At 70.9% G+C, this 13,853-nt stretch carries 13 protein-coding genes; 4 read left to right on the top strand and 9 right to left on the bottom strand.

Translation table 11 applies throughout. The annotated features are described in order from the left end of the window. Positions 1–195 precede the first annotated feature (195 nt). From F4561_RS09030 to hisI, 5 genes are all read right to left on the bottom strand, one after another. Positions 196–633: a DUF2752 domain-containing protein gene (locus F4561_RS09030; RefSeq protein ID WP_184576609.1), complete on the bottom strand. Its 438-nt coding sequence runs from the start codon at positions 631–633 to the stop codon at positions 196–198. A gap of 12 nt (positions 634–645) precedes the next feature. Next, on the bottom strand, positions 646–1,014 hold the full coding sequence (locus F4561_RS09025) for a CD225/dispanin family protein (protein ID WP_184576607.1): 369 nt from the start codon (positions 1,012–1,014) through the stop codon (positions 646–648). A 213-nt stretch (positions 1,015–1,227) separates the two neighbouring features. After that, positions 1,228–1,566, bottom strand: coding sequence for an HGxxPAAW family protein (locus F4561_RS09020; protein WP_246437171.1), 339 nt, complete (start codon positions 1,564–1,566; stop codon positions 1,228–1,230). Next, positions 1,566–2,225 carry a Trp biosynthesis-associated membrane protein gene (locus tag F4561_RS09015; RefSeq protein ID WP_312885195.1) on the bottom strand — a complete coding sequence of 220 codons (660 nt, stop codon included), beginning with the start codon at positions 2,223–2,225 and terminating at the stop codon, positions 1,566–1,568. Before F4561_RS09015 ends, F4561_RS09020 begins: the two co-directional genes overlap by 1 nt. Beyond that, a complete protein-coding gene (hisI, locus tag F4561_RS09010) occupies positions 2,222–2,617 on the bottom strand; it encodes a phosphoribosyl-AMP cyclohydrolase (RefSeq protein WP_184576603.1) in 396 nt (131 codons plus the stop codon). The genes F4561_RS09015 and hisI overlap by 4 nt, the downstream gene beginning before the upstream one ends. 244 nt (positions 2,618–2,861) lie before the next feature. Between hisI and F4561_RS09005 the strand changes: the two genes are divergently transcribed. After that, positions 2,862–3,848 (top strand): SIS domain-containing protein, encoded by a 987-nt coding sequence (locus F4561_RS09005; protein ID WP_184576601.1) that lies wholly within the window; start codon positions 2,862–2,864, stop codon positions 3,846–3,848. A gap of 716 nt (positions 3,849–4,564) precedes the next feature. On the opposite strand, the gene F4561_RS09000 is transcribed toward F4561_RS09005, so the two are convergent. The 3 genes from F4561_RS09000 to F4561_RS08990 form a co-directional block, all read right to left on the bottom strand. Beyond that, complete coding sequence (locus F4561_RS09000; protein ID WP_184576599.1) at positions 4,565–6,403, bottom strand: ABC transporter ATP-binding protein; 1,839 nt, start codon at positions 6,401–6,403, stop codon at positions 4,565–4,567. Continuing rightward, a complete protein-coding gene (locus tag F4561_RS08995) occupies positions 6,403–8,529 on the bottom strand; it encodes an ABC transporter ATP-binding protein (protein ID WP_246437170.1) in 2,127 nt (708 codons plus the stop codon). Before F4561_RS08995 ends, F4561_RS09000 begins: the two co-directional genes overlap by 1 nt. Before the next feature lie 210 nt (positions 8,530–8,739). Next, entirely contained in the window at positions 8,740–9,318 is a 579-nt protein-coding gene (locus F4561_RS08990) for a peptidoglycan-binding domain-containing protein (RefSeq protein ID WP_184576595.1), read from the bottom strand. Between the two features lie 447 nt (positions 9,319–9,765). Here F4561_RS08990 and F4561_RS08985 point away from each other — a divergent pair, with 447 nt between their 5' ends. Further along, positions 9,766–11,589, top strand: coding sequence for a glycosyltransferase family 4 protein (locus F4561_RS08985; RefSeq protein WP_312885194.1), 1,824 nt, complete (start codon positions 9,766–9,768; stop codon positions 11,587–11,589). A 381-nt stretch (positions 11,590–11,970) separates the two neighbouring features. Then, the gene (locus tag F4561_RS08980) at positions 11,971–12,441 is read left to right on the top strand and encodes an RDD family protein (protein WP_184576591.1); all 471 of its coding nucleotides are present in this window, start codon (positions 11,971–11,973) and stop codon (positions 12,439–12,441) included. An 8-nt stretch (positions 12,442–12,449) separates the two neighbouring features. Here the strand turns inward: F4561_RS08980 and F4561_RS08975 are convergent, their stop codons facing one another. Beyond that, complete coding sequence (locus F4561_RS08975; protein ID WP_184576589.1) at positions 12,450–12,836, bottom strand: winged helix-turn-helix transcriptional regulator; 387 nt, start codon at positions 12,834–12,836, stop codon at positions 12,450–12,452. A gap of 63 nt (positions 12,837–12,899) precedes the next feature. On the opposite strand from F4561_RS08975, the gene F4561_RS08970 reads away from it, so the two are divergent. Continuing rightward, positions 12,900–13,583 (top strand): DsbA family oxidoreductase, encoded by a 684-nt coding sequence (locus F4561_RS08970; protein WP_184576587.1) that lies wholly within the window; start codon positions 12,900–12,902, stop codon positions 13,581–13,583. Positions 13,584–13,853: the final 270 nt, after the last annotated feature.

Below are 13,853 nucleotides of genomic sequence, written 5' to 3'. Positions count from 1 at the left end.
CGCTGGCCGATGTCCTTCGCCCGCGTGTCCGGGACGGCCTAACCCGCCGCTCCCGACAGCGCGGAAGCACGAAGGACACAGGAGCTGGACCGGATCCTAACGGACCGTGCTCCTGTGTCCTTGATCGTATCGAGCCGCCGGGTGAAGACGGTCACCGCCCTCGGCCCGGCGGCGTGCCGCGCGCGGCACGCCCGGTCACCCCGGCGCGAGGAACGCCCCGAACGGCAGGTTACGCACCACCCAGTAGGCGAGGATGACGACGACCAGCCCGTACAGCCACATTGGGCTGGGCATCCTGGCGGGTGCCGCCTTCGGGGGCGCCGGCCGGAACGAGCGGTACAGCCACTTTCCGTAGGCGTACCCCAGGTACGGCAGGACCGCCAGGAAGAACACGTTCATCTGCGCCGCACCAACGATATCCAGGTTGGTCAGCGCGTGAACGGCCCGCATGCTGCCGCACCCCGGGCACCAGGTGCCCGTGACGAGCAGCCACGGGCACACCGGGTAGTTGCCCTGCTCGTTGGGGTTCACGAAGTGCAGCAGGGTGGCCCCGGCCAAGCCCGCGCCACCAAGCAGCAGCGGCGCTGTCGCCGGATGCAGGCGCTGCCATGCGGACGTAAAGGTCCCGGTCATCAGCTGGTGGCTCTAGTAGGTCGTCGTGGTGGGCGTTGAGGAAGCCGCGCTGAACATCGCGGCGAACATCAGGAAGTAGAGGATCCCGACGACGATCCACACCACGACCGCCGAGACCGCCGCGATGATCGTGAACTTCTTCGCCTTGGAGGACTGCTCGTGCGCTCCCGCGTGGTCACCGAGGTTCCAGTACTCGTTCACCTTCGCCGCGGCGAGGATGGCCGGGATACCGAGCGGCCAGCAGCAGAAAATGGTGGCGAGAATCGCCGGCACGAGCCAGTTGTCCGGCGCGGGCCCTCCGGCCTGGGGTCCGGTGCCGCCAGGAGGAGGCGGTGGACCGTATCCGCCGCCGGGAGGGGGTGGAGGTGGGCCATAGCTCATAGTGGGTCCGTCTTTCCGAGAGAAGTGAATTCGTCAACCGGGACGCGGGGCGAGGGGGCGAACGCCGGCGGGGCATGGCCGGTGCGCAGCTTCACCCACGTCGGGGAGCAGAGTGCATCATGCCAGGTTCCACGCAAAAGTAGGAATCCGCCGATCCTGGGACCCTTCGGGGCCGGATCCGGTTCCATCGAATCCGATCGTTCCGCGATGGTGTCAGCCGGCAGAGACCGTCTCGGGTTCCTTCCCCGTATCACCGTCGCTGCCGCCCTTCGCGTCATCGCCGTCACCAGCGACAGCGTTCTGCTGAGCAGACCACTCCTCAGGTGTCAATGGGGCGGGCCGGGGTTCCCTGCGGCCGAATCCGGCCATCTTCAGCGCACCGGCGATGCCGGCGCAGGCGACACTGAGCACCACGCCGACGATGGTCCACTGGATCAGGTCCCCACCGAGGATGATGAACACACCGGACACGCTCCAGGCCGCGCTCCAGGAGAGGGTCAGAAACCAGGCGGAAAGCGTGTTTCCGTGGTCCTCATGGTGCTCGTCGGCCATCAGGGCTCCTTCGCATCGACGTTGTCGTGGCTGGCGGTCGCCGGCGCGGTCCCGGTCGAACCGTCGCCCTGTCCGGGGTCCACGGTGGGGTCCGCGCCGGAGTCGAGCGACTTCCACATCTCGGCGGGGTCGCCGGAACGGACCGTCGCGGGCGCGCCGTGGCGATCGTACCTGCTGCCCATGCCCGGCCAGGCAGCACCCCGGATCGCGGTTGCCGCCCCCGTGCCCAGGAGCAGCAGCGCCCCGCACGCCGCCAGCAGCGGCCAGCTCGCGTGCAGGGCCGGCGCGCCCGCGTCCCCGCCGACCGTGGCCTGCGCCGCGGCCGCGCGCGCCAGTGCGCCGGGGCGGGTCCCGGTCCAGACGTCGTAGAGTGCCACCCCCGCGAACACGATAAGCAGCACACCCAGGCCGCGGCGCGCCCACCCCTGGGCGGCCAGCAGCGCCGCCAGGGCGGCCAGAGCGGCCCACCCGATCGCCGCGGCCGCCGGAGCGACGTCGTCCCCCGCCAGGTCCACATTGGCGGGCTCGGACGGTCCCGCGACGCTGACCTCCGCGACCGCCCAGGTCTGGCCGGCGGTCGCGAGCAGCGCCGCGGCCCCCGCGAGGGTGGCCAGGAGCGCGATCGTGAACTCCCGCCGGGAGCGGTCGGGCCGGCTCACCCGGTCTCCCCGTTCAGGGGCAGGGGCCCGGCGTCGAAGCAGGTGCGGTCGCCCGTGTGGCACGCGTTGCCGGTCTGGTCCACCGTGACCAGCAGGGTGTCACCGTCGCAGTCGAGGGCAACGGAGTGGACGCGCTGCACGTTGCCCGAGGTGGCCCCCTTGACCCAGTACTCGCCCCGGCTGCGCGACCAGTACGTGGCGCTGCGGGTGGTGAGCGTGCGGTGCAGGGCCTCGTCGTCCATCCAGGCCAGCATCAGTACCTCGCCGGTGTCGTGCTGTTGGACAATGGCCGGCAGCAGGCCCTCGGCGGTGCGCGTCAGCCGCGCGGCGATGGCGGGGTCCAGCCCGCCACCCGCCGGCCTGTCGCTATTCCCGGCAGCAGTTGCGCTCATACCCCAAGGTTATGGCCGATCTCGCCGTGGCCCGCTCGGGGTCCCCGGCGCGGGCCACCACCGCGCCGCGTGACAATGGCCATGGCCCTGAGCGGCGGTGCCATCCCGGCGAACGGGACACGAGCGGCGCGGACACCGCCTAAGGTGCCATCCAACCCCGGTTGTACCGAAGGGGCGACGCCGGCCGGGGCATCCGGCCCACCGCACACCACGAACACCAGGACTTGACACCGGCAGGAGACCCGTGAGCGCCGAGCTTCTCACCGCCGACCTTGAGGGCAAACCGGACGCGATGAACGCGCTCGCCAACCAGCTCGCCCGCCGCGACCCCTATGCCGCGTTGCCGTCGCTTCTGGACGACGAACCGGCGGGAATCCTGCTGCTGGGGCTGGGGACGTCGCGCTACGCCTGCGAGGTGGCCGCGTCGCGGATGCGGCGCGCCGGCCTCGGCGCCACGGCCGAGTACTCCTCCGCTGCGCACACGCTGCCGCCGGGCCCGGACACCCTGGTCGTCGCGGTCTCGGTGGGGGGCGGGGTGCGCGAGCTGTGCACGGCGCTGGACCGCTATGTCGAGCGCTCGGCGATCATCGTGCTGACCGACGACCCCGACTCTCCCGTGGTGCGCTACGCCGACATTCTTGTGCCGCTGCTGGCCGGCGAGGAGAAGAGCGGGCTCGCGTGCCGCGGGCACCTGCACGCTCTCGCGTTGCTCCTGCTGCTGGGCCAGCAGTTGGGCGCGCCGACGGCCGGGGCAACCAGCGACGTCTCGTTGAGCCTGCGCAGGGCCGCCAACGCCGCCTCGGGGCTGCTGGAGCGCGCGCCTCACTGGCTCCCGAGCGCGGCAGAGGCGCTGCGGTCGCGCGATGGTGTGCACTTCGTCGCTCCCGTGGAACGGCTGTGCTCGGCCCAGCAGTCCGCACTGGCGCTCCGCCGGGGGCCGGTGCTGCCCGCGTACTCCGCCGAGTCGGGAGAGTGGTCGCACACCGACCGCTACCTCGCCGCCGTGACCGACTACCGCGGGGTGCTGTTCGCCGGCTCGCACTACGACGCGCGGTTGACCGAGCAGCTCCTGGAACTCCGCGGGGCGTTCGTCTGCGTGGGCGGCGAGGTGGACGGGGCGGCGCTCACCCTGCGCTACCCGGGCGATACCGACGCCGACGTCCGGCTGCTCACCGAGCCCATCGTGGGAGAGCTACTGGCCGCCCACTGGTGGTACGGGCGCAAGGCCTAGCCGTACCGACCATGGAGGTCAGGTACAGCCCGGTGGCGCATGCGCGTGGTTCACCCCCGCGAGGAGGGTGGCGAGGACGGCGGGTGGGCCAGCCCGCGGCAATCGGTGCTGGTGCCCGATGGTGGCGCACGTAACGGGGGCAGCAAAGGTGGTGGGTGGGCCAACCCGCGGCAATCGGTGCTGGTGCCCGATGGTGGCGCACGTAACGGGGGCAGCAAAGGTGGTGGGTGGCCGGGGTCGGCGGTCACCGGTGCGGGCCGCGGATGGTGGCGCGCCCGACGACTCGGGGGCCTGGCCCGTGGCTGGGGCCCATCGATCCTGGCCCTGGCACCAAATTTCGGGTGAAACACGGCAAACCGGTCAGGTTCGGTGCGGGTTCCGCACCGAACCTGACCGTGCGGACATATTCAGCGCCGAGAATGTCCCCACGGTCACCCTCGACGAGCGCCCCGCCGCCGGGCGGAAACACTGACGCCCGCAAAGGGGCGAGTCCCACAGGGCCAGCGGGCCTTCGCTGCTTCGTTGGGCGCGTCACCATCGGGCACCAGCACCGACTACCGCCGGGCCCGCCCATCCGCCGTCGTCGCTTTCGTCGCGTGCGCCACCATCAGCGGCCAGCACCGGACGACCGTGGCCCCATCCAAGGGCACTCGCCCCCACCGAAAACCCCGAAACCCGACGGCGCTTGAAAGGAACGCTCCTCTCAAGATCGGCACTCACGCGGAGCTGCGCACCCAGGACGCGTACAGGTCGGCGTACACCCCCGGCTGGTCCGCCAGTTCGGCGTGCGTGCCGCGTTGGACCACCCTGCCGGCGTCGAAGACGAACACCTCGTCGGCCGCCTCGGCCGTGGAGAGCCGGTGGGCGATGGTCACCGAGGTCCGGCCGTGGAGCAGCCGGTCGAGTGCGCGCTGGATGCGGATCTCGGTGTGCGGGTCCACCGCCGACGTGGCCTCGTCCAGCACCAACAGGTCGGGGTCGGCGACGTAGGCCCGCACCAGGGCCACGAGCTGGCGCTCCCCCGCCGACAGGGATTCGCCGCGCTGCCCCACCGGGGTGTCGAGGCCGTGCGCCAGCCCGCTGAGCCAGTCGCGCAGGCCCAAATCCTCGATGGCGGCCTGCAGTTCGGCGTCGTCGGCCTCGGGGCGCGCGAAGCGGATGTTGGCGCCCAGGGAACCGTCGAACAGGAACCCCTCCTGCGGCACCATGACGACGCGGCTCCGCAGCGACGAGAACGCGATGTCGCGCAGGTTCACGCCGTCGAGCAGCACCCGCCCCTCATCAGGGTCCATCAGCCGGGTGAGGAGCTTGGCGAACGTGGTCTTGCCCGATCCGGTCTCGCCCACCACGGCCACCCGGGTGCCCGGCTCGATCTCCTCGTCGACGGAGTCGAGCACCACCGGGCCGTCGGGGTAGGAGTAGCTGACACCGTCGAACCGGACGCGCACCGGCCCGCGGGGCAACCGGTGCCCGGACTCACCGGGGTCGGCGATGTCGGGGACGGTGTCGAGGACGCCGAGCACGCGCCGCCACCCGGCGATGGCGTTCTGCGCTTCGTTGAAGATCTCGGTCGCCATCATCATCGGCGTGATGAACAGGGTGACCAGGAAAAGGAACGCCACGAGCTCGCCGGGGGTGATATCTCCCGCGACGCCGAGCAGCACGCCCGTTACGACCACGGCGGCGTTGGCGACCGCGGCGACCATCTCGGCGACCGGGGAGACCGCCATGGACAGCCGCTGCGCCGTTACCTGCGCCCGCCGGGTCGCCAGCACCGTCTCGTCAATGCGGCGCGCGGTCCGCTCCTCGGTGGCGTGTGCCCGGATGATCGCGGCCCCCATGACGGTCTCTCCGAAGGCACCCAGCATGTCGCCGGTGCGCTCGCGGACTCTCAGGTAGGCACGCGACAGCAGCCGCTGCAGCCAGCGGACGCCGAACACCAGCGGCACGAAGCACACCCACACGACCAGCGTGAGTTGCCAGGAGTAGATGGCCATCAGCACCGTCGCGACGAGCAGTTGCCCGGTGCTGACCAACAGCATCAGGCCGCCCCATTGCATGAACACGCTGATCTGGTCGACGTCGGCGGTCACTCGCGAGACCAGGGCGCCCTTGCGTTCGCTGTTCTGGGTCAGCACCGACAGATCGTGCACGTGCCGGAACGCCTTGCGGCGCAGCGTGGCCAGCCCGGACTCGGTGGCGCGGAACAGCCGGACGTTCATCAGGAACGAGGAAAACGCCGTGACCACCAGGAGCACGGCGCACAGCGCCACGGCGGCCGCCACGAAGCCCAGGTCGGGTTCGCCGGTGCTGACACCGTTGTCGGTGATCTGCTGCACCGCGATCGGCACGATGATCTTGCCGGCTGTGGCGGCCATCGCGAACACCAGAGTCAGCCCGAGCCCTTTGGTGAACTCCGGGGAGAGCTGGAGACCCCGGCGGATCGTGCCGAGCGCGGAGTCGGAGGAACGCCACAGCCCGGGCGCTCCCGCCTTTGCCCGCTGGTCCTCGGGCCCTGCGTCCCCGCCGGGTTCGGTGGCCGCTTGAACACTCATTACAGGCTCTCCCCCGTGTCGGCAGTGGTGCCTTCGCCGTTCATGTCCGGGCGGGCACTGCGGTCCGGGCGCTCGGTCCGGGCACGTGCACCGTCGACGCTCCAGGTACTGCGCATGTCCGCCGCCGCGCCGGGAGCCCGCTCCCCGTCCGTGGCCACACCCGCCTCCTCATGTGCCGCGCGCGCCGCGCCGTCGTCGGCACCCACTGCACGGAACGCTTTACTCGCCGCGTCGGCGGCCCGCTCCTCAGCCGCGCGTTCGTACGCCGTTACCAACTGCTCGTAGCCGGGCGACCTCCGCAGCAGCTCCTCGTGGGTGCCGCGGTCCCGCACGGTTCGTTGTTCCAGATAGATGACCTCGTCGGCGAGCTCGATCGTGGCACGCCGGTAGGCGATCACGACCACGGTCGCGCCGAGGTCGGTGTCGCGCAGCCCGGCCAGAATCTGCGCCTCGACCTGCGGGTCGACCGCGGAGGTCGCGTCGTCCAGGATGAGCAGCCGCGGGCGGCGCACCACCGCACGGGCAAGGGCCAGGCGCTGGCGCTGGCCGCCCGAAAGCGAGGTGCCGCGCTCGCCGAGCCGGGTGTCCAGGCCCTCCGGGAGGGCCGCCACGAACGAGTCGGCGCGGGCGAGCCGGAGCGCCGCCCAGACATCGTCGTCGCTGGCGCCGTTGCCGAGGGTGACGTTGTCGCGGACGGTGTCCTCGAAGACGAACGTCGACTGGGGCACGAGGGCCGCCGCGTTGGCGATCTGGCCGCGCTCCAGCTCGCGCACGTCCACGCCGTCATGCGAGATGGTCCCGGTGTCGGGGTCGACCAGCCGCATGAGGAGCGTCGTCAGTGTGGACTTGCCCGAACCGGTCGGGCCGACGACGGCGACGGTGCGTCCCGGAGCGATGTCGAGGTGCACGTCGGTGAGGACCGTGGCACGGGTCGCTCCCTCCTCCGGGGTGGTGCCAGTGTCAGTGACCGGTTCGGCGACGAGGTCGCGGCCGCTCGCGCCGTCGCCGGCCGCGTCGTAGCTGTCCTCGTAGGAGAAGTTCACCCCTCGGGCGGTGACCCGCACCCCGCGGTCGTTGCCGTCGATTCGCTGGCCGCCGTAGTGCATCGCGCCATCAGCCGCCAGCACCGCGTGGATCCGGTTCCAGCCGACCACGCTGCGGGGCAGATCGCCAAGCAGCCAGCCGAACGAGCGGATGGGCAGTGCGAGCAGCGTGAAGAGGTAGGCGATCTGCACGAGGTCGCCGGGCACGATCGCACCGTTGGACAGCCGCCACGCCCCCACCAGCAGCACAGCGAGCACGCCGAGGTTCGGCAGCCCTTCCATGACCGGGTCGAACATCCCGCGCATGCGTCCGACCCGGATCTGCGCGTCGCGCAGCCGGTGCGCGGCGTCGGTGAACCGCGCTGTCTCGGTGTCCTCGCGTCCCAGGGTCTTGACGACGAGGGCGCCGTCGAACGACTCGTGCGCGACCTCGCTGACCTCGGCGCGCAGCCTCTGGGCGCGGGTGGCCACCGGCCCGATCTTGCGCTGGAAGACCACGTTCACCACGAACAGCAGCGGGAAGACCACGAACCCGACGAGCGCGAGCACGGGGTCGGTGACCACCATCGCGACGGCCGCGATGAGGAGCATGAGCACGCTGCCGATGGTCATCGGCAGCGGCGCGAGCGGCTGCCAGGTGGCCTCGACGTCAGAGTTCGCGTTGGACAGCAGTTGGCCCGTGGGGTGCCTGTGGTGCCAGGACAGCGGGAGCCCAAGGTACTTCCGGGCGACTCTGCGGCGGTAGCGAGCCTGCATGCGGAACTGCATGAGGCCCGCGAACAGCCGCCGCGCGCCCAACCCGAGGGCCTTGGCCAGGCCTACGCCCAGAAGCATCGCGGCGGCGGTGGCCAATGCCGCCGCGGTGGTGCGGCCCTCTTCGAACGCGGGCAGGATGACGGTGTCGGTGAGGTGGCCGAGGACACGCGCCGAGGCCACGGTGAAAGCCGCGTGCAGGGAGGCGCCGAGAACGGCAACGGCGCACACCCACGGTTCGGTGCGGATCGCTGTCCACAGCACCCGCATCCCGCGCCGAAAGATCGGGGAGCCGGACGCCGGCCCGTCCTGCGTACTCCCCTGTGACATGCGTCCCCCCATAACAAAAGCAGCCCACACGAACAGATGCCACCCGGCAAGGGGATGGCATCCTGGTACAAACCTACTCCGCGCGGCGGAAGGTTCGCGTCGGTTTGTTCAGCGCCCCGACGAACCGGGCTATTCCGACCATGGGGCGGGCCGGGCCGCCCGCTGGCGTACCCGGCCTCTGCGGAAAAGGTGGTGGAGTCGGAACAGGCGTCAGACGCCGCCGGCGATCATCGCGCGGAAGGTGATGACCCCGACGAGACCGTCGTCGTCGATCCCGAAGTCGCGCTGCACCTCCTTGACTGCGCCTTCGGTCTCGGGACCGAAGCGGCAGTCGTGCGTGATGTCCTTGTCGTAGTCGTGGATCAGGCTGTGCTGGACCGCGCAGACCGGATCGCCGATCCTGCCCTGGCCCATCGGGGTGCCGAAGATCTCCTTGCGGAGGTTGTCCCAGGTCTCCTGGTCAAGCCGGCCGGTATCGGGAACATCGATATCACCGTCGGTCTGGAACTCCAGGACCGCGTCTTCGAGCTCCTCGGTGAAGTCGCTGTTGGGTAGTTCGTAGTCGTCGGGGAGGTGGCCCAGGTAACGCAGCAGGTAGCCGGCTACCGCGATGTCGATGTCCGAGTCACCCACCTCGTACTCGGGCCATTCCATCGCCTCGATCTCCACGATCACCTCGTGCGGGGTATCCGGTCCGTCCGCGAGCGCCGCCGGGGCGCCCGCGGATCCCCCCGTTAACACGAGCGCTCCCGCGGCGAGGGTGGTCGTCATCCTGCGGATCGTTGACATTCGTCCTCCGTGTGTCGCAAGTAACGACAGTCGGTACGGATTCGAGGATGATCCACTTCCCTGCTGAGTTCACGCATTTCCAACCGGCTTTTCTTCGGCACTTCCGCTCAGCCCTTTTTGGGGGGCAATGACCGTGCTCCTCATCGACCTTCGGCAGGCGATACGATGGAAACTCCGATCCTGCGGCACTCCGTCGCCGAATTTCCCGGGACGCCGCGTACCAATGAGATCCGCCCCTTTTTCCCCTTCGCCCCGTCATTTCGCGGGCGCTGGCCCGGGCGCCGCGCATCCGTTTTGCGGGACAACGTTGCGCTTCGCGGCACACTCGCGCCGTTCATGCGCACTTGCCGAATCACGGGTGAACACCGGTTCGCGGGGCGGCGAACTCGCGGTGATATCCGCGGGGCCGGGGTGGGCGCGCAGTACTACCGGGCCGGATACTGGAGCGTGCCTGTCGCGAACTCCCCCTCACTCCCGGCTCCTACCGTCGACGCGCCGGTCCGGCACGGGCCGCGGGCCAAGCTCGCCGACGCCTACGACGCGGCGGTCCACCGCCTCGTCAAGGGCGCGTTCGGGCTCTCGCCGTCCGGACGGGCGCGCGCCCTGCGAATAGCGGCAGCGGACCGCGCTGGCGTCCTTCCGCGATTCCCCGCCCTCGCGCTAGCGCTGCTGGTGGCCGACGACCGGGCGAACGACGCCCGCGGTGTGCTGAACCGGCTCGCCGACAGCATTGACCCCACCAGCCGGCGCGGCCGGTCGTTGAACCGGCGGCTGGCCGCCACGATGGTGGCGCTGCGGCAGCCGCGGCTAACCGAGGTCGCGGCGCGCCGGCTGCGGGTGCCTCACCGCTACACCGGCCCAATACACGGCGGGGCCGCCGCGCGAACCGCGCGGCTGCTCTTCCAACGGGGCGCCATCGCCGAGGCGATCGACACCGTGGCGCCCTACGTGCACCTCCACGAGGTGTGCGGACTGCTGCACCAGCGCTACATCGGGGAGCGCGCCGCGCTCGGGCCACTGCCGGAGTCGCCCGCACCGGACACCGCCGCGCCCGCCCCGGTACCGGGGCGGGTACTGCACCTGGTCTCCAACGCGCTCCCGCACGCACAGGCCGGGTACACGGTCCGCACGCACCGCATCGTGTCGGCGCAGCGCACGCTGGGTCTGGACCCGCACGTGGCGACGTTCGTCGGCTGGCCGCGGGACGTCCCGGACGCCCCGCACGAGGACGTGCTCGACGGAATCAGCTACCACCACCTGCGCCCGGGAGAGAAGCTACCGGAAGGGTTGGCCAGGCAGATCGACGCCGGGGTGAGCGAGGCCGCCGGTCTGGCGCGCCGGCTGCGCCCGGCGGTGCTGCACGCCGCGTCCGACCACCGCAACGGATCGGTGGCCATGGCGGTGGGCGCGCGGCTCGGGCTCCCGGTCGTCTACGAGGTTCGCGGGTTCCTGGAGGAGACCTGGCTGTCGGCCGCCGATCCGCGGGCCGAGGGAAGCGAGCGCCACCGGTTGGTCGTGGAACGCGAGGCGGCGGTGATGCGCGGTGCCGACGCGGTGGTGACCCTCGCCGGGACCATGCGCGAGGAGATCGTCGCCCGCGGCGCGGACCCGGAACGGGTCGTGCTCGCGCCCAATGCGGTCGACCCGCACCTGCTCGACACCCAGCCCGACGGTGCGGGGTTCCGCCGCGCGCACGGTATCGGCGACGACGAGTTCGTGGTCGGGTCGGTCTCCAGCCTGATGCCCTACGAGGGGTTCGCCACGCTGGTCGACGCCGCGGCGCTGCTGCGCGAGAGCGGCATCCGCGTACGGGTGCTGCTCGTCGGCGACGGCGCGGACCGCGATGCGCTGGTCACCCGGGTGGCCGGGCACGGCCTTTCCGACGTGTGCGTGCTCCCGGGGCGCGTGCCGCCGGAGGAGGCGTTGCGCGCGCAAGCCGCCCTGGACGTGTTCGTCGCCCCGCGGGCCGATGAACGCGTCTGCCGCCTGGTCACCCCGCTCAAGCCCGTCGAGGCGATGGCGCTGGGCGTTCCGGTGGTCGCCAGCGACCTGCCCGCGCTGCGGGAGCTGCTGGCGGACGGCGAGGCGGGGCGCATGGTGCCACCCGGCGACGCTGCGGCACTCGCCGAAGCGCTAGGCCAACTGCGCGACGACACGCGGCTGCGGAACAGCCTCTCGAAGGCCGGCCGGGACGAGGTCGCGGCGCACCGCACGTGGCCCCGCGTCGCCGAGGTGTACCGGGACCTCTACGCGAGGCTGGGATCCCGGTAAGGACGCCCGCCTACCCCGCGGGCCCGCGACCTGCGGGCGCTTCCCCCGGGGGCGGACACCGGCGCCGAACCCTGAGGCCAGTAGAGTGTTCTGTGCAGCGTTCCGATACCGGCGGGTGGTTATGGGCCGACCGAAACAACGCGGATCGGGGGCCGGGGTTGGCTCGCGCCCGCCGGGCACGCCAGCATGCATGCGGTGTAGCTGTGGGCGTTGTCACGCGCGACGGTGGGTGTGTCGGGCCGGAACACGGCGGAACACGAGTGCCACACCACGGCGCCGCGGGCGCCCGGACCAGGGAGGATGATGAGTCAGCCGCCACCGCCCCACGGGCGTGTTCCGGGCCGAGAGGGTCCGGCGGACGCTCCGGCCCAGGGGTCCCAGGTGGTGGCCGACCGGGGGGAGCGGTTCCTGGCGCGGCTCATCGACGTGATGATCGCGCAGGCCGTCTCGGTATGCGCGCTTGTTCCCGCGCTGATCGTCATCGTGCCCATCGCCAGCCCCGGCCGCGGGGAGCTGGTCATCTTCCTGATCTGCGCGCTGTTCTTCCTGGTCTACTGGGGCTACGAGATCTTCTGCCACCGCAGGTTCGGGGCGACCATCGGCAAGCGCATGCTCGACCTGCGCGTGGTGCGCCCGGGGAACAACGGCGAATCGGACCCGGCGCCGGAAACGAGAATCATGCTGCGTGCCGCGGTATGGGCGGCGCCGCTGCTGGTCAGTTGGGGAATAATAATCAACCTGCTCAGCGGCGTATTCTGGTTCGTCAATATCCTCTGGCCAATTTGGGACCAGCCGAGCCGGCAGGCCCTGCACGACAAGGCGGCGGGGACGATGGTGGTACGGCAACGCTAGCCCACGCGTCACTCACTGGCGCGGTCGTGGCGCTCCTGTGCCGCCTTGATCTCCGGTGCGGTACGGGCGATCCATTTGGTCAGCTCGCACAGGTGCTGCACGCCTTCGCGGCCGATGGAGCTCAGGGTGTAGGAGACCTTCGGCGGGACCGTGGGCTCCACCGTGCGCTCCAGAAGGCCGTCCCTGCTGAGCACACGGAGGTTCTGGGAGAGCATCTTCTCACTGATCCCGTCGACGCGGTCGCGCAGTTCGTAGAAGCGCAGGGGGCCGTCCTTCAGTGCGACGAGCACGAGGACCGCCCATCGGCTGGTGATGTGGTCCAGAACCTCGCGGGCCGGGCAATCACTGTTGAATACGTCACGCCGCCCGCTCTCGGCCTCGCTACCGATACTCACGTCCGGAGCATACCTCAAGGTATGTACTTACCAAGAGAAAGCTAAGCTTCTAGCGTCAGAGCTATGAACGTAGACATCTGGTCCGATCTCGTCTGCCCCTGGTGCTACATCGGGGAACGCAACTTTGAGACGGCGCTGGCGGGCTTCGCGCACCGCGCGCACGTCGAGGTGCGCCGGCACAGCTTCGAACTCGATCCGAACGGATCCACCGAGCCGCGGCTGACCCTGCCCGACCGCCATCGTCTCGACCTCGGCGTCACAGTGGAGCAGACCAAGAGGAATATGGCCATGGTCGCCGAGCAGGCGGCCGCGGCGGGACTCACCTACGATCTTGCTCGCGCCATACCCGTGAACAGCTTCGACGCCCACCGGGTGCTGAAGCTGGGCGAGCGGGCCGGTGTGGGCGAGCGGGTTCGTACGCGGCTGATGGGCGCCTACACCTCGGAGGGGGAGATCCTCTCCGACCACGAGACGCTGGTGCGGCTCGGCGCCGAATGCGGCCTCGATCCGGAGGAGATCCGGACGATGCTGAAGGACACTGATCTCTGCGACGAGGTGCGCGATGACGAGAAGGAGGCGCGCGCGCTGGGGATCAGCGGAGTCCCCACGTTCGTCGTCGCCGGGCGCTACGCCGTGTCGGGCGGGAGACCGCCCGCGGCCTTCGCGGAGGCGCTGGAGCGTTCCTGGCGGGAGACCGCCCCCGACGCGACCGAAGGCGGCGTCTGCGGGACCGCCGGCACCTGCTGATCACCACTTGCGTACGGCCGGCGCGCCGGCCGTGCGTGCGGAGCGGTGGAGGGGCAACGCGGCACTGCGCGCGCCCCTCAGGCTCTAGGCCCTGTCTTTCGAACCAAGTGGCCGTCTGGGTCGGGCGCCGCCGGGGTTCTGGAGGGCCCGCAGGTGGGGCGCCCGCGACCGGCGAAGCCGATTGGGCGCCACACCGGAGGCGCCCGAAGGTTCCCGGCCTCCAGGCGCCCGACCCGGCGAGCGCCAGCGAGCCCCAAAAAACACCTCGGG

Source organism: Lipingzhangella halophila (assembly GCF_014203805.1).
GTDB lineage: Bacteria > Actinomycetota > Actinomycetes > Streptosporangiales > Streptosporangiaceae > Lipingzhangella > Lipingzhangella halophila.
The sequence above is the reverse complement of the archived record's forward strand: the minus strand, read 5'-3'. Positions and strand labels throughout refer to the sequence as shown.